This window comes from Sphingomonas hankookensis (assembly GCF_022664465.1).
In the GTDB taxonomy this organism is placed as follows: Bacteria; Pseudomonadota; Alphaproteobacteria; order Sphingomonadales; family Sphingomonadaceae; genus Sphingomonas; species Sphingomonas hankookensis.
In genome coordinates this window covers 67024-84916 of record NZ_JAKREV010000003.1, presented here as the reverse complement: position 1 = coordinate 84916, position 17893 = coordinate 67024, and the positions used below count along the sequence as shown (strand labels likewise).

The 17893-nt window shown below is 66.4% G+C and carries 19 protein-coding genes; 2 read left to right on the top strand and 17 right to left on the bottom strand.

All coding sequences use genetic code 11. The features are described 5' to 3' along the window. Positions 1-81 precede the first annotated feature (81 nt). From MF610_RS09760 to MF610_RS09745, 4 genes are read right to left on the bottom strand one after another with little or no spacing between them, the layout of a single operon-like run. A complete protein-coding gene (locus MF610_RS09760; protein ID WP_242195615.1) occupies positions 82-480 on the bottom strand; it encodes an acyl-CoA thioesterase in 399 nt (132 codons plus the stop codon). Then, positions 477-1118 (bottom strand): hypothetical protein, encoded by a 642-nt coding sequence (locus MF610_RS09755; RefSeq protein ID WP_242195612.1) that lies wholly within the window; start codon positions 1116-1118, stop codon positions 477-479. The genes MF610_RS09760 and MF610_RS09755 overlap by 4 nt, the downstream gene beginning before the upstream one ends. Continuing rightward, positions 1115-1453, bottom strand: coding sequence for a DNA primase (locus MF610_RS09750; RefSeq protein ID WP_242195609.1), 339 nt, complete (start codon positions 1451-1453; stop codon positions 1115-1117). The genes MF610_RS09755 and MF610_RS09750 overlap by 4 nt, the downstream gene beginning before the upstream one ends. Positions 1454-1508: 55 nt before the next feature. Continuing rightward, positions 1509-2756: a multidrug effflux MFS transporter gene (locus MF610_RS09745; protein ID WP_242195607.1), complete on the bottom strand. Its 1248-nt coding sequence runs from the start codon at positions 2754-2756 to the stop codon at positions 1509-1511. 119 nt (positions 2757-2875) lie between these two features. Between MF610_RS09745 and MF610_RS09740 the strand changes: the two genes are divergently transcribed. Both MF610_RS09740 and MF610_RS09735 read left to right on the top strand, forming a co-directional pair. Further along, a complete protein-coding gene (locus MF610_RS09740) occupies positions 2876-3829 on the top strand; it encodes an isopenicillin N synthase family dioxygenase (protein ID WP_242195605.1) in 954 nt (317 codons plus the stop codon). Positions 3830-4049: 220 nt separating this feature from the next. Continuing rightward, positions 4050-5342, top strand: a complete 1293-nt coding sequence (locus MF610_RS09735; RefSeq protein ID WP_242195602.1) for a homoserine dehydrogenase — start codon at positions 4050-4052, stop codon at positions 5340-5342. Positions 5343-5689: 347 nt separating this feature from the next. Here MF610_RS09735 and MF610_RS09730 read toward each other — a convergent pair whose 3' ends face one another. From MF610_RS09730 to MF610_RS09670, 13 genes are all read right to left on the bottom strand, one after another. Beyond that, entirely contained in the window at positions 5690-6088 is a 399-nt protein-coding gene (locus MF610_RS09730; protein ID WP_242195600.1) for a hypothetical protein, read from the bottom strand. Between the two features lie 32 nt (positions 6089-6120). Beyond that, positions 6121-6660 (bottom strand): demethoxyubiquinone hydroxylase family protein, encoded by a 540-nt coding sequence (locus tag MF610_RS09725; RefSeq protein WP_242195597.1) that lies wholly within the window; start codon positions 6658-6660, stop codon positions 6121-6123. Continuing rightward, a complete protein-coding gene (locus MF610_RS09720) occupies positions 6657-7136 on the bottom strand; it encodes a disulfide bond formation protein B (protein ID WP_242195594.1) in 480 nt (159 codons plus the stop codon). Before MF610_RS09720 ends, MF610_RS09725 begins: the two co-directional genes overlap by 4 nt. A 4-nt stretch (positions 7137-7140) precedes the next feature. Beyond that, complete coding sequence (locus tag MF610_RS09715; RefSeq protein WP_242195591.1) at positions 7141-8490, bottom strand: S41 family peptidase; 1350 nt, start codon at positions 8488-8490, stop codon at positions 7141-7143. A gap of 237 nt (positions 8491-8727) precedes the next feature. Further along, a complete protein-coding gene (locus MF610_RS19065) occupies positions 8728-9882 on the bottom strand; it encodes a murein hydrolase activator EnvC family protein (RefSeq protein ID WP_277924028.1) in 1155 nt (384 codons plus the stop codon). Beyond that, entirely contained in the window at positions 9879-10301 is a 423-nt protein-coding gene (locus MF610_RS09705; protein WP_242195588.1) for a 23S rRNA (pseudouridine(1915)-N(3))-methyltransferase RlmH, read from the bottom strand. The genes MF610_RS19065 and MF610_RS09705 overlap by 4 nt, the downstream gene beginning before the upstream one ends. A gap of 12 nt (positions 10302-10313) precedes the next feature. Next, the gene (gene rsfS / locus MF610_RS09700) at positions 10314-10703 is read right to left on the bottom strand and encodes a ribosome silencing factor (protein ID WP_242195585.1); all 390 of its coding nucleotides are present in this window, start codon (positions 10701-10703) and stop codon (positions 10314-10316) included. Further along, on the bottom strand, positions 10703-11326 hold the full coding sequence (locus tag MF610_RS09695) for a nicotinate-nucleotide adenylyltransferase (protein ID WP_242195582.1): 624 nt from the start codon (positions 11324-11326) through the stop codon (positions 10703-10705). Before MF610_RS09695 ends, rsfS begins: the two co-directional genes overlap by 1 nt. Beyond that, on the bottom strand, positions 11323-11604 hold the full coding sequence (locus MF610_RS09690) for a type II toxin-antitoxin system RelE/ParE family toxin (protein ID WP_242195578.1): 282 nt from the start codon (positions 11602-11604) through the stop codon (positions 11323-11325). Before MF610_RS09690 ends, MF610_RS09695 begins: the two co-directional genes overlap by 4 nt. After that, positions 11601-11852, bottom strand: a complete 252-nt coding sequence (locus tag MF610_RS09685) for a CopG family ribbon-helix-helix protein (RefSeq protein ID WP_242195575.1) — start codon at positions 11850-11852, stop codon at positions 11601-11603. The genes MF610_RS09690 and MF610_RS09685 overlap by 4 nt, the downstream gene beginning before the upstream one ends. Positions 11853-11883: 31 nt before the next feature. Next, the gene (locus MF610_RS09680) at positions 11884-13143 is read right to left on the bottom strand and encodes a glutamate-5-semialdehyde dehydrogenase (RefSeq protein ID WP_277924027.1); all 1260 of its coding nucleotides are present in this window, start codon (positions 13141-13143) and stop codon (positions 11884-11886) included. A 113-nt stretch (positions 13144-13256) separates the two neighbouring features. After that, positions 13257-16490 carry a TonB-dependent receptor domain-containing protein gene (locus MF610_RS09675; protein ID WP_242195569.1) on the bottom strand — a complete coding sequence of 1078 codons (3234 nt, stop codon included), beginning with the start codon at positions 16488-16490 and terminating at the stop codon, positions 13257-13259. A gap of 228 nt (positions 16491-16718) precedes the next feature. Then, positions 16719-17891 (bottom strand): acetyl-CoA C-acetyltransferase, encoded by a 1173-nt coding sequence (locus MF610_RS09670; protein WP_242195566.1) that lies wholly within the window; start codon positions 17889-17891, stop codon positions 16719-16721. Positions 17892-17893: the final 2 nt, after the last annotated feature.

Below are 17893 nucleotides of genomic sequence, written 5' to 3'. Positions count from 1 at the left end.
CGGCGAGGCGCGCGCTCCATTACTGGGAGATCCCAGCCTTCGCTGGGATGACGCTTGATGTGGGTAGGATGGGTTCGCCTTCTACCCCAAAAACCGCTCGGCAACATCCGCCGGCACGCGCACCAGCCGCCCGGTCCGCCGGACGAGCACCGCCCAGGTCGTCCGTGCCTCGACCTTCACCCGCCCATCGGCACCGGTAAAGCGCATCAGCCGGTCGAACCGCGCACCGCGCGGCGCGTCGCCGACCCAGGTTTCGGCGGTGACCGTTTCCCCGGCGCTGACGTTGCCCCGATAATCGATCTCGTGCCGGGTGATGACCCAGACATAGGCGTCCTGTTGCTCGGGCGTCGCCACGTCGGTCCAGTGGGCAATGGCGACGTCCTGAATCCAGCGGACCCAGACCGCGTTGTTCACATGGCCCAGTTCGTCGATGTCCTCCGGTCCGGCGGTGATCGAACGGGTGAAACGAGGGCGGGTCATTGCGGGACGATCGGCTCCGATAAGGCACGCGGCTTCAGGCCGCTGTCGGAAATGCGCCATGCCCGCTGTTCGGCAGTCGCGCCATCGATATCGCCGGTCCGGTGCAGCGTGACCGGTCCGGTCAGCGACACCGGCGTGCCGTCGCGCAGGCTGCCCGTCACCCGTACCGGAATCTGGATATATCGTTGCCCGGCGCCGGCATCGATCCGGCCCGGCGCGCCGATCGTCGCACGATACTCGGCATATTTGGCGAAGGATGCCGCGAACGCCGCCTGCGTCATGCCCGACGCTTCGCCGCGTCCGCCCCACAGCCGCCACGCATCGCCATAGCGTCGTTCGCGTATCGCCGCGAAATAGTCGCGCAGCACTTGCGCCGCGACATCGGCCCCCGGCTCGGCCATGACAGCGTCCGGGGCGGGGGCGGGAACAGGCGTCGCGGCCAGCGGCGGTGCCGATACGCCGGGAATGCCCTCGCCACCGGGCAGCCGGGTCGCCGGGGTAAGCGGCGTCGGCGCGCCGGCCACCGGGGTCGGCCCCGCTGCCACCGCCTGATTGGCGTCGGCCGCGTTATCGGCGGGTTCGCTGCCGCCACAGCCGGCCAGCAGCATGGTCAGTGCGATCCCGCCCGCGGTCCTCACGGCTCGATCGCATCGCGATCGGCATCGTCGAGGTCGTCGTCCTCGGCGAGGTTGTCGTCGTCGAAATCCTCCTGCAACTCGTCCTCGGCACTGCCCTTGGCCGTCGCGGTCGCGTCGTCATCCTCTTCGGCAAGATCGTCGTCGGCCATGTCGAGTTCGTCCTCGTCCTCATCGTCGGACATGCCGAGATCGGGTTCGAGGTCGGTCAGGATCGTGCCGTCGCTCGGTCCGTCGCGTGTCGCCTCGAGGATTTCGGCGCGCTGGCTTTCGTCATAGCCGTCCTCGTCATAGCCGTCGTCGCCGGTACCCTGTCCGTTCACCTGATGGCCGCCCATGGCGCGTCTCCTGTTGGTTCAGGACGGGGAAACCCGCAGGCGACCGGGCCGGTTCCTATCCCCGGCGGAACAGGCGGCCATGTTCGGTGCGAAACACGACGAGCAGAGCGATCAGGCCCAGCCCCAGGAACCCGCCGTACAGCGGCACCGTCGTCCCATCGAACGACTGGCCGATGATCGCGCCCAGCACCGCGCCGCCCAGCATCGACACGAATCCCTGGAGCGACGACGCGGTGCCGGCGATCGACCCCATATTCTCCATCGCCATCGCCGAGAAGTTGGAGGTGGCGAGGCCGAAGCACGCCATCATGATCGCCTGCAGCACGATGAAGCTGACCAGCGATTCGATCCCCGCCAGCGTCACCGCCAGATGCACCCCGGCGACCGCGACCAGTCCCAGCAGCGCGGCGTGCGAGATCAGCCGCGTGCCGAACCGCATCACGATCCGCGAATTGAAGAACGACCCCGCCGCCATCGTGCCGGCGACGCAGGCGAAGACGACGGTCAGCAGCTTCGGGCGTTCGAACGTCACTTCCATGATCTGCTGGATCGACCCGACGAACCCGAACAGCCCGCCCGACAGCAAGGCCGCCGCGACGGTGTAGCCCACCGCATAGCGATCGCGCAGCACGGTGCGATAGCCGTTCAGGATACGCTGCGGCACCAGCGGCTGGCGTTCGGACAGGGGTAGCGTTTCGGGCATGCGCAGCACGAACCAGATCAGGATCGCGACGGTCACGATCGCGATCCCGCCGAAGATCCAGCGCCACGACCCGAACGCCAGCACCAGTTCGCCGAACGTCGGCGCGAGCACCGGTGCGGCCATGAAGAAGATGAAGGCGAGACTCATCACCCGCGCCATCGCCCGGCCCGAATAACAGTCGCGCACCAACGCCACCGTCACCACCCGCGCGCCCGCCACCGCCGCACCCGAAGCGAGGCGCGCGATCAGCAGCAGCACGAAGCTGCCCGAAATCGCCGCGACCAGATTCGTGATCGCGCTGGCGACGAGCCCGAAGATCAGCACCGGCCGCCGGCCATAGCGGTCGGCCAGCGGACCATAGGCCAGCTGCGCCACCGAAAAGCCGATCAGGAACGACGTGATGACGAACTGGCGGCTATTGGGTTCGGCAACGTCCAATGCCGCACCGATCGCCGGCAGTGCGGGCAGCATCGAATCGATGCCCAGCGCGGTCAGCGCCATCAGCGCCGCGATCAGCGTGACGAACTCGCCGAACGGCAGCGGCGAACGATCGGCGGAAACGGGCGGGGCGGCGGTGACGGATTCGGGGGTCTGCGACATGACCGGGCCTCCATGGCGCATGTCGTCCGCCGGGTCACGCAAAGGATGGCCCTGTTCGTCCGGGCGCCGCACGTCTATCTTCATCGCTTGTTCCGGTACTTTGCAGGATTTTGAGACCCATGGCCGACACGCCGCTTTCGCAGGTTCCGCTGATTTCGATGGCGCAGGCAGAGCAGGACCCCGACGGCTTCGCCCGCGATTTCGGCGGCTCGTTCCAACGCTTCGGTTTCGCGATGGTGTCCGACCATGGCGTCGACCAAGGCGTGATCGACCGCGCCTGGGCGATGACCAAGGCGTTCTTCGACCTGCCCGAAGCGGAAAAGCGCGGCTATTTCGTCGAAGGCGGCGGCGGTGCGCGCGGCTATACCCCGTTCAAGACCGAGATCGCCAAGGGGGCCACCCATGTCGACCTCAAGGAATTCTGGCATGTCGGCCGCGAGCTCGCCGCCGGGCATCGCTATGGCGACGTCATGCCCGCCAATGTCTGGCCCGACCGGCCGGAGGGGTTCCGGCAGGCGTTCCTCGACCTGTTCGCAGCACTCGATGCCGCCGGCGATCGGTTGCTCTCGGCGATCGCACGCTATCTGGGGCTGGAGCCGAACTGGTTCGACCGCGCGGTCAAGGACGGCAATTCGGTCCTGCGCCTGCTCCATTATCCGCCGGTCCCCGCCCACGCCCCGGAAGTCCGCGCGGGCGCGCATGAGGACATCAACCTCATCACCCTGTTGCTGGGTGCCGAAGAAGCCGGCCTCGAACTGCTCGACCGCGACGGACGCTGGCTGCCGGTCGCCCCGCCGCCCGGCGCGATGGTCGTCAATGTCGGCGACATGCTGCAACGGCTGACCAACCACGTCCTGCCCTCGACCACCCACCGCGTCGTCAATCCGGCACCGGAACGTCGCGGCCATTCGCGCTATTCGATGCCGTTCTTCCTTCACCCCGCGCCCGATTTTCTGATCGAGACGCTGCCCGGCTGCGTGAGCGAAGAGCGTCCCAACCGCTACGAAACCCCGATCACCGCACATGACTATCTGTACCAGCGGCTGGTCGAGATCGGCCTGATCAAGAAATAACCTTGCCAACCCCATCCGTTCGGTTCGAGCAGCTTCGAGCGAAGTCGAGAAGCGTCCGTCGAGAACGCCCCGCCCAGCGGAGCCGAGTTCCCGACAAGCTCGAACCAAACGGGGAGGGGCCAACACCCTTCCCCTCCCGCTCCGCACCCACTAGAGACACAAAACCGGTCGGAGCGCTGCTCTGGCCGCAATATTGTTACGTCTGAAATTAGAGGAAGATATGACCGAACCGCTCCGCGTCGCCATCGCCGGCCTTGGAACCGTGGGCGCGGGGGTCATTCGGCTGATCGAGACCAATGGCGAGCTGATCGCCCGCCGCGCCGGGCGTCCGATCGAAGTGGTCGCCGTGTCGGCACGCGACCGGACGCGCGACCGCGGCATCGACCTGTCGCGCTATCCATGGGTCGACGATACCGCCGCACTGGTCCACACCGGCGATGCCGATGTCGTGGTCGAGCTGATCGGCGGATCGGATGGCCCGGCACTGACGCTGGCGCGCGCCACGCTGGCGGCGGGCAAGAGCTTCGTCACCGCGAACAAGGCGATGATCGCACACCACGGCCTCGAACTCGCCGAACTGGCCGAGGACAAGGGCGTCGCGCTGAAGTTCGAAGCAGCGGTCGCAGGCGGCGTGCCGGTCATCAAGGGTCTGCGCGAAGGTGCAGCCGCCAACGAAATCTCGCAGGTGTTCGGCATCCTCAACGGCACCTGCAACTTCATCCTGTCGAAGATGGAAGCCGAGGGCCGCGACTTTGCCGAGGTGCTGGCCGAGGCGCAGGCGCTGGGCTTTGCCGAAGCCGATCCCAGCTTCGATATCGACGGCGTCGACGCCGCGCACAAGCTGTCGATCCTCGCCAGCCTCGCCTTTGGCACAAAACCGGCGTTCGACGCGGTCGCGATCACCGGCATTCGCCATGTGCTTGCCGCCGATATCGCCGAGGCGGCGGCGCTGGGCTATCGTATCCGGCTGGTCGGCGTGGGCGAGGCGGGGCCGCGCGGGTTGTTCCAGCGGGTGCATCCGCATCTCGTACCGCTCGACCATCCGCTGGCGCATGTCACCGGATCGCTCAACGCGGTGGTGGCTGAGGGGAATTTCGTCGGGCGCCTGCTCTTTCAGGGGCGTGGCGCGGGGGACGGTCCGACCGCCAGCGCGGTGGTCGCCGACCTGATCGATATCGCCCGCGGTGAATTTGGCCCCCCCTATGCCATGCCCGCCGCATCGCTCACCGCCGCGGCACCCGAAGCCGCCGGCGAACGCCGCGGCCGGGCCTATGTCCGGTTGCAGGTCGCCGACAAGGTCGGGGTGCTGGCTGAAATCGCCGCGGCGATGCGCGATGCCGGGGTGTCAATCGAAAGCCTGATGCAGCGCGGCGCCAATCCAGATGGCAGCGTGCTGGTGGCGATCGTCACCCACGAAGGGCCGGAACGCTGCGTGGAACACGCGCTGGAGAAGCTGGCGAGTTCGGCCAGCGTGCTGGGCCAGCCGATGTGGATGCACGTACTGGGCGGGTGAGCGTGTCGCCCTGCGTAGAAACGTCGCCCTAGCGAAGGCTGGGGTCTCCAACGGTGAGGAGCGCTCTCATAACGGGGAGATCCCAGCCTTCGCTGGGATGACGCTTGTAGCCCCGCGAGCGAGCAAACGACCCGTACCCCGCGCGCGGAAACTCTGGCACCGCGGACCTCGCGCTGGTCTCCTGTCTGCGCGTATCCCCGCGCAGGCGGGGATCCAGGGTTACGAACGCAGGTCGTTCGACTTGGCTCTGGACACCCGCCTTCGCGGGGGTACGGTTGTGTCGGACAACTAAAATCGGCCCTGCAGTCTGGCGTCCCCTAAGCAGGGGCCCCCAGCGCTCAACCCGATCAAGGCAGCGGAATCGCCGATTCCGCCTGCTGCCGCGCGCGACGTTCCGCCCGCGCCGCGTTGGCGCGCTGGATGAAGCAGCCGGTCTGGCCGCCGGCGCCGGCGGTCGAACAGCTGCCGATGCCGCTCGACCCGGCGTTCAGATTGTCCTCGACCCGGGTCGCCCAGCTTTCGCCGTCGCGCGTCGGTTCGGCGTTGCGCAGTTCCTGCGGGATGCGAAAACGCTCGCGCTCGCTGCGACGGACGCAGACGACGATTTCCTCACCGCTGGCATTGGTCGGGCATTTGTCGTTGCCATAAATGACCAGCGTCCCGTTCTGCACCTGCGCGGCGGCGGGTTCGGCGGGCAGGGTGAAGGCGGCGATCGCGGCGGCACCGGCCAGAAGAAAGCGGGTCATAAAATCCTCCTGCACGGGTAACGCCCGGTCGGTCAAATGCGTTTCGAAACTTCGATGGCGAGGCGACATCCGGCGCGGATCGTCGCCGACAGCAGCGGATAGGCCGGCGCCCGTTCGGCACCATGCGCCAGCGCCGCTTCCTTGTGTTCCAGCTCTTCGGCCTGAAACTTGCGGATCGCCGCGCCCAGTTCGGGGTCGTCGTCGCCTAGCTCGGTCAGCTGGTCCTCATAATGCTTGTCGATCTCGGTCTCGACCGCCGCGGTACAGGCCATCGCCGCTTCCGGCCCGATCGCCGCCGTCGCTGCGCCCAGCGCGAAGCCGGCCACGTCCCACAGCGGCTGGATCAGTGTCGGGCGCACGCCGCGTTCGGCGATCAGCGCGTCGAAATAGGCGCGGTGCTCGGCCTCCTGCAACGCCATGCCCTGGATCGCCGCCGACATCGGGCTGCGATCGCCCATCACCGCCAGCTGTCCGGCATAGATGCGCGTGGCACCATATTCACCAGCCTGATCGACGCGGATCATCGACCGGATGCCGCCGGGCCTGCGGTCGCCGGGCCGCCACTTGCTCATGTCCGCCTCCGTGTCGCGAGCACCAGTACCGCCAACGCACCACCGATCGAAAGGATCGCATTGAACCCGGCGAGCGAAATTCCGAACAGCGTCCATTGCGGCACGTCGCAGCGCACGACCGGTTGCGCCACGATCGCCGCCAGCAGGTCGCCGCCAGTCGCGTGCAGCGTGTTGGCGCAGGCGGTCACCCCCTGCCACCAATGATATTCTACCCCGGCATGGAATGCGCCGATCAGCCCGCTGACGAGGATCGCGATCCCGGCAAGAACGATCAGCACCCGTTTGCCCGAGGTGCGCGGCACCACGAACGACAGGCCGGCCAGCGCGATCGCGGCATAATGCGGCCAGCGCTGCCAATGGCACATCTCGCACGGGTACAGCCCGCCCAGATATTGTGACGCCAGCGCCCCCAGGATCAGCGTGAGCGGCAGCAACAGCGCGATCCAGCGCGCGAGCGGTAGGTCGTTGGCCCGCATGGGATCAGCGCTTGGCCGGCTTGGCCGCGGGGGCAGCCGCCATGCGGGTGGTGGGACCGACCCGCCCCATCGTCTGCAACGCGTAATAGAGCTGGAAATCGTCGATGCCGCGCTTCTTCAACGCCTCTGCGCTTTCCGCGAACCGTGGATCGTCCTTGGTGTCCTCGGTCAGCGTCTTGTCGTCGACACCCGCCTCGTTGACCAGGTGGCGGCGCAGATCGGCCTCGCGATAGACCGGGCGGCTCTTGTAATCGGGATCGGAAATCTGCGGCACCTTCAAATCGGGATCGATGCCCCCTTCCTGCACCGACCGGCCCGACGGCGTGTGGTAGCGCGCGGTGGTCAGGCGGACGGCGGTGTTTTTCGACAGGTCGAAGATCGACTGGACCGATCCCTTGCCGAAGCTGCGTTCGCCCATCACGATCGCGCGGTGATGGTCCTGCAGCGCGCCGGCGACGATCTCCGACGCCGATGCGGTGCCCGGATTGGTCAGCACGATGATCGGCAGGCCCTGTGCGAGGTCGCCCGGCACCATTTCCTCGGCGAAATAGCGTTCGGTATCGGCCTTGTCGCGCCCGCGCTGCGACACGATCTCGCCGCGCGCCAGGAAGGTGTCGGACACTTCGATCGCCTGCGTCAGCAAGCCGCCGCCATTGTCGCGCAGGTCGATGACATAGCCCTTGGGCTTGTGGCCCAGCGCCTTGTCGATCCCGGCGATCGCGGCGCGGGTGTCGGCGCCGGTCGTCTCGCTGAAGGTGTTGATGTTGATGACGCCGATGCCGTCCTTCACTTCCCACTTCACCGGCTTCTGCACGATCGTGCTGCGTACCAGCGTCAGCTCGATCGGCTTGTCGCGGCCGGGACGGACGATGGTGAGCGACACCTTCGACCCCGTCGGGCCCCGCATCTGCGCGACCGCTTCGTCCAGCGTACCGCCGACGATCAGCTTGCCGTCGACATGGGTGATGTAATCGCCCGACTTGATCCCCGCGCGTGCCGCCGGCGTATCCTCTGTCGGGGTGATGACCTTGACCGCGCCGTCCTCCAGCGTGACCGACAGGCCAAGACCGGAATAATTGCCGGTGGTGGCGATGCGCAGATTCTCGAAATCCTTCGCATCCAGATAGCTTGAATGCGGGTCGAGCGCGGACAACATGCCGCGCATCGCGCCTTCCATCAGCGTCTTGTCGTCGACCTTGTCGACGTACGACGCCTTCACGCGATTATATACATCCATAAAATTGTCGAGTTCGCGAAAACTGCCGGCATCGGCCTGTGCCATCGCACCGGTTGCGACGGGAACCAGCGCCAGCGCGCCGACGATGGCGGTGGCCTGAAAAAACGAACGGGACATACGCATAAAGGCTTTCGACTGCGGTACGCTTGCCACACTAGCGGTAAATCGTGGCGCGATCAAAGCGGTGTGTGGGGCACTGGCCTTTCCATCTCGCCCTCCGTTTGCTTCGGGCGCAGGTTCGAGCCTGTCGAGAACCGAAGTCGAGAAGGGGCTGCCCCAAGCGACCGCGTTCTCGACGTACGCTTCTCGACAAGCTCGAAGCTGCTCGAACCGAACGTGGTGGGAAGGAATCCCCTACAGCATCGCCGCCAGATCGACCGGCACGCCGCGCCGCCGCAGCTCGATCGTCACAGGCGCCGCATCCCCCCCCGGCGCCCGCCCGATCGGCGTACCCGCGACCACCCGCCCCCCGACCGGCCCGACGCTGGTGGCCAGCCCGGTGACGGTCGTCGTCCAGCCGTCGCCATGGTCGAGGATCACGATCCGGCGATACCCGCGGAACCGCTTGCTGAACGCGATTCGCCCCGGCGCTGGCGCAACGACGATCGCTCCCGGCGCGACGGTCAGCGTCAGCCCGCGCGCGCGTACGCCGCTGTCGCTGATCTCGCCGAAGCCGGTGGCGACCGCGCCGCGGATCGGGAGGCGATAGGCGGGCGGGGGCAGGGGGGCGGTGCGGCTGTCGGGACGTGGTAACGGTCCCGGCAGCGCAGCCAGCGCTGCGCGCGTGTCGCTCGCCTCACCCAACTGATCGAGTTGGTCGACGATGTCGCGCGCCCGTTCGCCCAGCGCGATCGCCCGGTCCGATTCGACCATCGCTCCCCGCGCCAGCGCGCGCGATCGCAACCGCTGCGCCGCTTCGGCCCGCACCAGCGCCAGCCGCTCGGTCTCCAGCCGCGCATTGTTGGCGGCCAGCGCCGACAGTGCGACGCCCGCCTGCGCGCGCAGCCGTGCGGCGTCGGCGACATCGGCGCGGATCGCGGCGGTGCGCCGCTGCATCGCCGGCACGACCGTCCCCAGCACCGCGCGGACATGGACCAGATCGTCGGTCGATCCCGGCTGCGCCACGGCCAGCCACGGTGGCCGTGTAGCGAGCGACTGGAGCGCGCCGACCAGCCGGGCGGCAGGGGCCTGTCGCGCCGCGAGGTTCGCCCGTCGGCGATTGAGCAGTTCACCGATCAATGCGACGCGCGCCTGTGCCGCCTGCCGCCCCGCCTCGGCCGCGGCGATGCGCGCCGCCAGCGCCGCCTGCGCTGCGCGCGTCCGCTCCACTCCAGCCCGTGCCGCGCGCGCCGCCTGCTCCAGCCGGGTCGATCGCGCCGTCGCCTCGGCCGCCGCGCGCCGCGCGGTGCCCAGCCGTTCGCGCCCTGCCGCGACCGGATCGTCCTGCGCCCATGCCGCTGCCCCCGCCAGCGCGGCCAGGCCGGCAATCAGGGCGAGCGCGTGCCTCATCCCTCGCGGTGATAGGGGTGGCCGGCGAGGATGCTCGTCGCGCGCCACAATTGTTCGGCCAGCATCGCCCGCGCCATCAAATGCGGCCACGTCGCCCGCCCGAACGCCAGCAGCAGATCGGCCTGCTCGCGCTGGGCATCATCGAAGCCGTCGGCGGCGCCCAGCAGGAACCGCGTCTCGCGCACGCCATCGTCGCGCCACCGCCCAAGCTGGGTGGCGAATGCCATCGACGGCAGGTCGCGGCCCTTTTCGTCGAGCATGACGATGCGCGTGCCCGGATCGACCGCCGGCACCTTGCCCCCGATATCGGGCAGTTCGGTAATCTTCGTGGGCCAGCCGATGCGCTTGAAATAGCGGTCGATCAGCTCGCCCTCGGGACTACGCCCGATCCGCCCGCGCGCGACGATATGCAGCAGCACGGGCGGTACGCTTTACGCGTGTGCGGTCGGGTTCAGCGTGTCGCCGAACGCCCACATCCGCTCCAGATTGTAGAAGGTGCGGACTTCGGGGCGGAACAGGTGGACGATCACGTCGCCGGTGTCGATCAGCACCCAGTCAGCGGTCGGCAGCCCTTCGATGCGCGATGGGCGGCCGAACTCGGCCTTGACCCGTTCGGCCAGTTTTTGCGCCATCGATGCCACCTGCCGGCTCGACCGGCCGCTGGCGATCACCATGTAGTCGGCGATGCTCGATTTGCCGGCGAGCGGGATCGACACCGTCTCCACCGCCTGGTCGTCGTCGAGGCTGGCCAGCACCATGCGGTGCAGCGCTTCGGTTTCGGTCATGGCGTCGGTCGGGTCGGTAGGGGTGGGCAAGGTCATCAGCTTTCAGGGGCCTGTGCGCCGGACCGGTCGGGCGGAATTGCCCGAAGGTGCCAGGCGGGATCAGCGGCGCGGATCGCGGTCGCCGACGTCGGATCGGGGCGGAAGCGCAAACGGACCAGTGCCGGCAAACTCCACATCGTCCATCGTTTCGCCTGGCCTGCGGGCCGCGCATGGCGCCGCAACCAGCCCATCGCAGGACTAGCGAGGGCACGCCCGTCATAGCCCGGACGCGCGACGACCGCAATCGCCACCGTCCGCGCGATCCCGCGCCAGTCGCGCCACCGGTGAAAGTCCGCCAGATTGTCGGCACCCATCAACCAGATGAAGCGATGTTGTGGGTACAAACGCACCAGTTTGCGCAACGTATCGACGGTATAGCGCGTGCCGAGCCGGCGTTCGATCGCGGTCGGCCGGATCGGTGCATGCCGCGCGACCCTGCGCGCCGACGCCAGCCGTGCGGCCAGCGGCGCCATGCCGGTGGCGGGCTTCAACGGATTGCCCGGCGACACCAGCCACCACACTTCATCGAGCGCCAGCGCGCGCTTGGCGGCGAGCGACACCCGCCGGTGCCCGCAATGCGCCGGATTGAACGATCCGCCGAGCAGGCCGATGCGACTCATGCGTCCCAATCCTCGCGATCATGGCGGATGCGCAGGATTTCGATCCGATCGGCCAAGGGGCGGTAGAGCAACAGATAGGGCGTACCGCGCACGCGCCATTTGCGAACGGCGCCCGACAAAATGGTCGAACCCGCCATCGGATGTTCACGAAGGAAGCTACCGGCCCCCTCGATCCGATCGATCATCCGGTCGGCAAGCGCCAGATCGATGATGGACAGCGTGTCGTCGATCGCTTCGAGATCGGCGCGGGCAGGCCCAGACCAATTGAGAGCAATCATCCGCCCGGAAGACGCTTCCGTCGTTCCCGCAATTCGGCGAATACGACATCGTGCGGGATCACGTCACCCCGGTCGGCCGCGTCGATCCCGACCTGAACGAATGCCGCCAGCTTCTCATCCGCTCGCACCGCGCGGCGGAGCGCGTCAGCCGCGAACGCGTCGCGAGTGATGCCGCGCTCGGCAGCGATCCGGCTGATCGCGTCGTCGGTCGCAGCATCGATGGCGGTGGTGATCGGTCGCATCTCCATGCCCTCAACCTATGCCGCCCGCCACCCGCCATCAAGGCCGCGTCTGTCCCGTCCCCCGGACGATCCACTTGTACGTCGTCAGCCCCTCCAGCGCGACCGGCCCTCGCGCATGCAGCCGCCCGGTGGCGATGCCGATCTCCGAGCCCAGCCCGAACTCGCCGCCATCGGCGAACTGGGTGGAGGCGTTCCACATCACGATCGCCGAATCGACCCGCGCCAGGAAATGCTCGGCGGTCGCCGCATCCGACGTGATGATCGCATCGGTATGGTGCGATCCATGGGCGGCGATATGCGCGATCGCATCATCGACGCCGTCCACCAGCTTTACCGACAGGATCGCATCGAGATATTCGGTGTCCCAGTCGTCGTCATTGGCCTCGAGGATATCGGGATGCAGCGCCCGCACCTCGGCATCGCCGCGCAATTCGCACCCGGCGGCGATCAGTCCGGTCAGGATCGGCAGCGGATCGGCATAGGCGCGGTCGATCAGCAGCGTCTCGGTCGCGCCGCACACGCCGGTGCGCCGCAGCTTCGCGTTGACCACCACGTCTCGCGCCATCGCCGGATCGGCTGCGCGGTCGACATAGCTGTGGTTCAACCCGTCGAGATGCGCCAGCACCGGCACCCGCGCCTCCGCCTGTACCCGCGCGACCAGGCTCTTGCCCCCCCTGGGGATGATAAGGTCGATCATCCCTTCCGCCCTGAGCATTTCCCCGACGGCCGCACGATCGGTGGTCTGGACCAGTTGCACCGCCCCCTCGGGTAGCCCCGCCTCCGTCAGCCCGCGCGCCATCGCCGCATGGATCGCGCGGTTGCTATGGATCGCCTCGCTCCCGCCGCGCAGGATCGCGGCATTGCCCGCCATCACCGCCAGTGCGCCCGCGTCCGCGGTAACGTTGGGCCGGCTTTCATAGATGATCCCGATTACCCCGATCGGCACGCGCACCCGGGTCAGCGTCAGCCCATTGGGCCGTTCGCTGCGGTCGATCACGTCGCCCACCGGATCGGGCAGCGCGGCGACCGCTTCGACGCCGGACGCCATCGCCCCCAGCCGCGTCGGATCAAGCCGCAGCCGGTCGAGCATCGCGCCGGACAGGCCGTTTGCCTCCGCCGCAGCGAGATCCTGCGCGTTGGCGGCAAGGATCGCCGGCCCCTCCGCCCGGATCACGGCGGCGGCGGCGCGAAGGGCCCCGGCCTTTGTGTCGGTTGGCGTGGTGGCGAGAATCGGAGCGACCAAGCGCGCCGTCGCGGCCATCGTTGCAAATCGTGTCGCCAAATCCCGATCGTCCATGTCCGCCGTCTCCCGATAGGTGGAAACGCTCGTTCGGCCGGGATCGGCAAGTCGTCAAATGAAAAGGGGCCACCGGAAACGGCGACCCCTTTCGATATCGGACGATACTGACTTCAGAACGAGAAGCGCGTGCCGCCGTAGAAGGTGCGTCCTTGCACTCCGTAGATGCCGCTGCCGGCACCGGTGCCGGTAAGGCCATAGGGCGGAAGCGTATCGAGGAGGTTGTCGACACCGAAGTAGAAGCGGAACTTGTCGTTTGCGCGCAGCCCGATCTGGATATCGTGGGTAAACTGATCCGGATAATCTTTGAAGGGAAACGCATCGAGATTAGTCGGACCACGACCCTGATGGGTGTGCTGGACTTCCCACGACGTAATCGCCTGCGATCCAGTCCAGTTGAGATCATAGCTGATGTCGAACGCGCTGGTCGCGGCGCTTAGGTTGAAACGACCGCGCCATTCGGGATCGCCTAGCACGCCGTTCACGCGCAACGACTGATCGGGTGCGGTGATGTAGATGAACTGTTCGCGTTCATCCAGCCAGCTCACGATCGCGCGTGCGACCAGCGTGACGTCCTTGATCTTGCGACGGTAGGACAGGTCCACGTCGATACCCGATGTCTTAAGGGCGGCATAGTTAAATGGCTGGTTCAGGAACGACGGGCCGACACGGCCGAGGTTCACAGGCGTGGCGACACCCTGCAACACACGGTCAGCCTGACCGGCGAGCGTGCCGTTGGTTAACGGATTGGTGGTAGTACGACGGAAGGTCGCGGCGCAGAATGGGTTGTCGATGCCAACCGGGTCGTCATAGCAACGATCGATGATCGCCTGCCCGCTTAACCCGGAAATCACGTTCTTCACTTCGATGTCGTAATAATCGACGGTGAGGGCGAGGCCCGGAAAGAACCGTGGCTCGAACACCGCGCCCAGTGTGAAGCTGTTGCTGGTTTCTGGTGATAGGTTCAGGTTGCCCTGATTGAAGCCCGACAGACCGCTGCCTGCGGTGTTCTCCCACGGCACCGTTACGGTCTGGCCGTTGTCCTGCGTATAGGTGATCTGGGTCGGCACCCCTGCTGCGGCGCAGTTGCGTGCGCGGTTGGGGTTCACGCCACGCTGGCTGACACCGCACGGATCGACGAAGCCGTTGGCAAAGGTTTCCGACCGAGTGGCATATAGATCACCCAGATTGGGCGCGCGAACGGCGCGGGCGTAGGTCAGGCGTAAGCGGATGTCGCGAACCGGAGCAAAGATACCACCGACGTTATAGGCCCATACACCGTCGTCCGACGTCGAATATTTAGAATAGCGCGCGGCACCCTCGACCGTCAGTTCATGAATGAACTGATCCTTAAGAATCGGAATGCGAAGTTCGCCGAAGCCTTCGTACACTTCGACAGCCTTAGGGTCGAAGGCCGAGATCGAGTTCAGGAAAGTCGCACCCGACTGGGTAAAATCGTCATAGTCCGAGAAGGCGTCTTCCCGACGATATTCACCGCCCAGCGAGAAGCCGATATTGCCACCGGGTAGGGTGAATAGGCCGCTTGTGTCACCAGAGATAAAGCCGACTGCGTTGATCTGTTCCGCCCACTGCTTGCGCGACGAGGTGAACAGGACGTAGTCGAGCGCAGCCTGCGACGACTGACCAATGCCGAACAGGTTGAGCGGGACGCAGCCTGGCATGTCGTTGGTCGTGACAGTATCGTTGTTGACCGCGCAAACGATCTGGCCCGAAGCGTTACGGACGGCACGGCTGGCGGCATTGAACTTTGCAACGTCTACGTTGCCACCCGTTTCGTAATAGGTGTCGGTGCGGCCGTAGTTACCCGAGACTTCGTAGGTCAGGTTGCCGGTGGTGCTCAGCGAGCCGCGCAGACCCGCGACGACTCGATACGTGTCACGCTTGTGGTCCTCGGCGCGCGTTCCGATGTCATTGTTGAACCGGTTCATCGTGAACGACGTCGCGCCCGGTGCGAGGATGCTGCGCAGCGTCGCGACGTTCGCAGCCGACAGGTAGGGGTTGTCGAGGAAGAAGACGTTGGTCAGCAGGCTGCCGTTGAAAGTCGGCTGGGTCGATGTCTGGTTCGCGGTGACGTGAACATACTTCGCCTCAACGAAAGCCTGCGCTGCCGGCGAGAATTCATAGTTGAAGAGAAGGTTGGTGTTGATGCGGTCCAGCCCGGGCAGGAGCATCGCGCCTTCCAAACCGGTCGCCGTCTGTCCGCCATAGATGCTGCCGCCGATCGGACGGTTATCGATGTCGAAGCGATTGCGCACGAGCACGCCTGCATCGTTGAACAGATAGACGTCGGAAAGTTCGGCGCCGGTCCCGGGACCGAAGACTGCCGTTGGGTTCGCAGGGTTCGGAGCAAGTGCCCCACGACCGCCGGAGCAGACCAGCCCCCGCCGGGCTGCGTTGGCAGCGGTGTTTGCCGGGCAGCTCGTCAGCACCGTGCCGCCAATCGAACGGTTCGAGAAACGCGAACCGGGACGCGCGAAGAACGTCGTATCGGGGATGCCGTCGCTGCCGTTGGGCAGGTTCACTTCATCGAGCGTATATTCGGATGTGCCAAAGGTCGGCGTGCCCGAATAGGCACCGGTCTGATAGTCCCGATCGGTGAAATAAACGGGTTGCGAGCGGGCATATTCGGCTGAAATCGCGATGTTGCCGCGATCGTCGCTGAAGTTCTTGCCGCCGACAATCGACGCGATGTACGAACCACGATCGCCGCGATCGGTCACGCCGGCCTGTACCCGCGCGTCAATACCTTCGAAATCACGCTTCAACACGAAGTTGACGACGCCTGCGATCGCGTCCGAACCGTACACTGCCGACTGGCCGCCGGTCAGAACGTCGACGCGTTCGAGCAGCGCGTTCGGGATGGTGTTGATGTCGACTTCGTACGATCCGGGCGAAGACGTGACGTGGCGACGGTTGTTGACCAGCACAAGCGTGCGTTCGGTACCGAGGCCGCGCAGATCAAGATAGTTTACGCCGGCGGTACCAATGAACCGGGTCGAGTTCGCCTGGCTGAACGTCGAGCGCAGCGCTGGCAGCTGGTTCAGTGCGTCGCCGAGCGACGTATCAGCGGTATTGGTCAATAGTTCCGCAGAAACCGACGTTACCGGCGATGCCGAATCAAGGTTCGGACGGGCGATGCGCGACCCAGTGACGGTAATGATCTCGTCCGGGTTTTCGGTACGGCATTCCGGACGTACGTCGCTCGGCGCACACTCTTGCGGAGGCTCGCTGGTCGCATTGACGGTCGATGCTTGTGCGAATGCGGCATGCGGCAGCAGTGCCGCGCTGGCGAGCGCGGAAGCGCCCAGCAAGCGGTAAAAGTTCATGTTGGTGTGCCCCGTTTTACAACCCGGTTGACCCGGTGTGGAGGCAGGAAATGATAAACGTGCCGGGCTGACAAGCAGCCGCGACGCATTATTTCAATTTCAATGCACTTCTGTTGCATGAATGCAACATTAACAGAGCGACACCGTACGCAACGGGTTCGATAATGTTTTGATTGATACGCTCTACCTAATAATACTACGCGGCAACCTTTTGTCACACAAAGCGAATCACCGCTCGACGCACATCGCGATGCCCATGCCACCGCCGATGCATAGGGTGGCGAGCCCCTTCTTAACATCGCGGCGCTTCATTTCGTGCAACAGGGTGGTCAGCACGCGGGCACCCGACGCTCCGATCGGGTGGCCGATCGCGATCGCGCCGCCGTTCACGTTCACCTTGTCGGCGGTCCAGCCCATGTCCTTGCCGACCGCCAGCGCCTGTGCGGCAAAGGCTTCGTTGGCTTCGACCAGGTCGAGATCGTCGACGCTCCAGCCGGCCTTTTGGAGGGCACGGCGCGAGGCGGGGACGGGGCCGATGCCCATGATCGACGGGTCGACGCCGGCCGTCGCCCAGCTCTTGATCGTGGCAAGCGGTTCGAGCCCGCGCTTGGCGGCTTCGTCGGCCGACATCACGACCAGCGCGGCGGCGCCGTCGTTCAGGCCCGATGCGTTGGCGGCGGTGACCGATCCGTCCTTCTTGAACGCCGGGCGGAGGCCCGACACGCCGTCGATCGTCGCGCCGGCGCGGATGTATTCGTCCTGGTCGACGATGGTCTCCCCTTTGCGGCCCTTGATCGTGACCGGCACGATTTCGTCAGCGAAGCGGCCTTCGCTGCGGGCGGCCTCGGCGCGGTTCTGCGAGCGGACGGCGAATTCGTCCTGGTCGGCGCGGGTCACCTGATATTGCTCGGCGAGGTTTTCGGCGGTGATGCCCATGTGATAACCGTTGAAGACGTCGGTCAGGCCGTCCTTGATCATGGTGTCGACCATCGTGCCGTCACCCATCTTGGTGCCCGCACGCAGCTGTACCGCATGCGCCGACAGCGACATGCTTTCCTGTCCACCCGCCACGACGATCGTCGCATCGCCGGTCTGGATCGCCTGTGCCGCCAGCGCGACCGCGCGCAGCCCCGACCCGCAGACCTGGTTGAGGCCCCATGCCGGCACTTCCTTCGGCACGCCCGCCGCCATCGACGCCTGGCGCGCCGGGTTCTGGCCATGCCCGGCGGTCAGCACCTGTCCGAGGATCACTTCCGATACGTCCTCCGGCGCGACGCCGGCTTCGCTCAGCGCGGCGGCGATCGCCTGCCGGCCGAGTTCATGCGCAGGCACGGCGGCAAAGGCGCCGAGAAAGCTTCCGACCGGGGTACGCTTGGCGGCAACGATGACGACGTCGGACATGG

Excerpts from the sequence above, each read along its gene's own strand:
- MF610_RS09685 (WP_242195575.1), bottom strand. The coding sequence starts at position 11,852 with ATGGAGATGCGACCGATCACCACCGCCATCGATGCTGCGACCGACGAC.
- MF610_RS09740 (WP_242195605.1), top strand. The coding sequence starts at position 2,876 with ATGGCCGACACGCCGCTTTCGCAGGTTCCGCTGATTTCGATGGCGCAG.
- MF610_RS09760 (WP_242195615.1), bottom strand. The coding sequence starts at position 480 with ATGACCCGCCCTCGTTTCACCCGTTCGATCACCGCCGGACCGGAGGAC.
- MF610_RS09695 (WP_242195582.1), bottom strand. The coding sequence starts at position 11,326 with ATGAGTCGCATCGGCCTGCTCGGCGGATCGTTCAATCCGGCGCATTGC.
- MF610_RS09690 (WP_242195578.1), bottom strand. The coding sequence starts at position 11,604 with ATGATTGCTCTCAATTGGTCTGGGCCTGCCCGCGCCGATCTCGAAGCG.
- rsfS (WP_242195585.1), bottom strand. The coding sequence starts at position 10,703 with ATGACCTTGCCCACCCCTACCGACCCGACCGACGCCATGACCGAAACC.
- MF610_RS09675 (WP_242195569.1), bottom strand. The coding sequence starts at position 16,490 with ATGAACTTTTACCGCTTGCTGGGCGCTTCCGCGCTCGCCAGCGCGGCA.
- MF610_RS09725 (WP_242195597.1), bottom strand. The coding sequence starts at position 6,660 with ATGAGCAAGTGGCGGCCCGGCGACCGCAGGCCCGGCGGCATCCGGTCG.
- MF610_RS09730 (WP_242195600.1), bottom strand. The coding sequence starts at position 6,088 with ATGACCCGCTTTCTTCTGGCCGGTGCCGCCGCGATCGCCGCCTTCACC.
- MF610_RS09720 (WP_242195594.1), bottom strand. The coding sequence starts at position 7,136 with ATGCGGGCCAACGACCTACCGCTCGCGCGCTGGATCGCGCTGTTGCTG.
- MF610_RS19065 (WP_277924028.1), bottom strand. The coding sequence starts at position 9,882 with ATGAGGCACGCGCTCGCCCTGATTGCCGGCCTGGCCGCGCTGGCGGGG.
- MF610_RS09735 (WP_242195602.1), top strand. The coding sequence starts at position 4,050 with ATGACCGAACCGCTCCGCGTCGCCATCGCCGGCCTTGGAACCGTGGGC.
- MF610_RS09745 (WP_242195607.1), bottom strand. The coding sequence starts at position 2,756 with ATGTCGCAGACCCCCGAATCCGTCACCGCCGCCCCGCCCGTTTCCGCC.
- MF610_RS09680 (WP_277924027.1), bottom strand. The coding sequence starts at position 13,143 with ATGGACGATCGGGATTTGGCGACACGATTTGCAACGATGGCCGCGACG.
- MF610_RS09750 (WP_242195609.1), bottom strand. The coding sequence starts at position 1,453 with ATGGGCGGCCATCAGGTGAACGGACAGGGTACCGGCGACGACGGCTAT.
- MF610_RS09670 (WP_242195566.1), bottom strand. The coding sequence starts at position 17,891 with ATGTCCGACGTCGTCATCGTTGCCGCCAAGCGTACCCCGGTCGGAAGC.
- MF610_RS09715 (WP_242195591.1), bottom strand. The coding sequence starts at position 8,490 with ATGTCCCGTTCGTTTTTTCAGGCCACCGCCATCGTCGGCGCGCTGGCG.